Below are 650 nucleotides of genomic sequence, written 5' to 3' on the forward strand. Positions count from 1 at the left end.
TCAGTTCATCAAGTAAAAGAAACGCTTCTGCCTGTGGCCCTTGATGTGGGTATGGCACGCTAATGTGCTTCTGAATATCTAGAGAAATGTGTAAGTCTAAACCCACGGACGCACATTGAGATTTGAGCACGCGCAGTAAGCCTTGCTCATCCATTAGCGTTTGAATTTCTAATATGCGCTCAAGATGATAGGCGTTTGATAGCAAAATGACCTCAACCGCCGCTTGAGACGGTAACGGAAATAAACCGCTTTCACACAGAACTTTCGCTGCATTTCGCATGTTTTCAAACGTATTCAAAGAGCGATTTTCAAGCAGGATTTGGCTTGTCGGAAAAGGCTTGGCCAGCGACGTATTCAGGGTCTGAAAATATGCATACATAGCGTCTGCTTCCGAAATGCTTTGTCCTTGCGTTTTTCCACCACAAAATACGAGAGCAGTATTCTCCATTGGCATTTCGCGGGTCTTAGCAGCTAGTGCTTCGACTCTCGAGATGCCTTCGGCACTCAATTGGTTATTAACCAATCGCTTACCTAGTACGATGACCACGTTACCTAACTTCATACTTCTCTCTCAATTTCCCCTGCGACAAAGTCACTGTTGTGTGGTCTTTGGCATAGTTACAAAAATCTTCTTTGCCAACCGCCTTACA

The 650-nt window shown here is 44.8% G+C and carries 1 protein-coding gene; it reads right to left on the reverse strand.

Annotation, left to right across the window (positions count from 1 at the left end; genetic code table 11):
- A partial coding sequence (locus R7R24_RS27670) for a YdcF family protein (RefSeq protein ID WP_318120267.1) occupies positions 1 to 562 on the reverse strand: 562 nt, incomplete at its 3' end.
- Between the last annotated feature and the right edge of the window lie 88 nt (positions 563 to 650).

The organism is Vibrio sp. 704 (genome assembly GCF_033339295.1).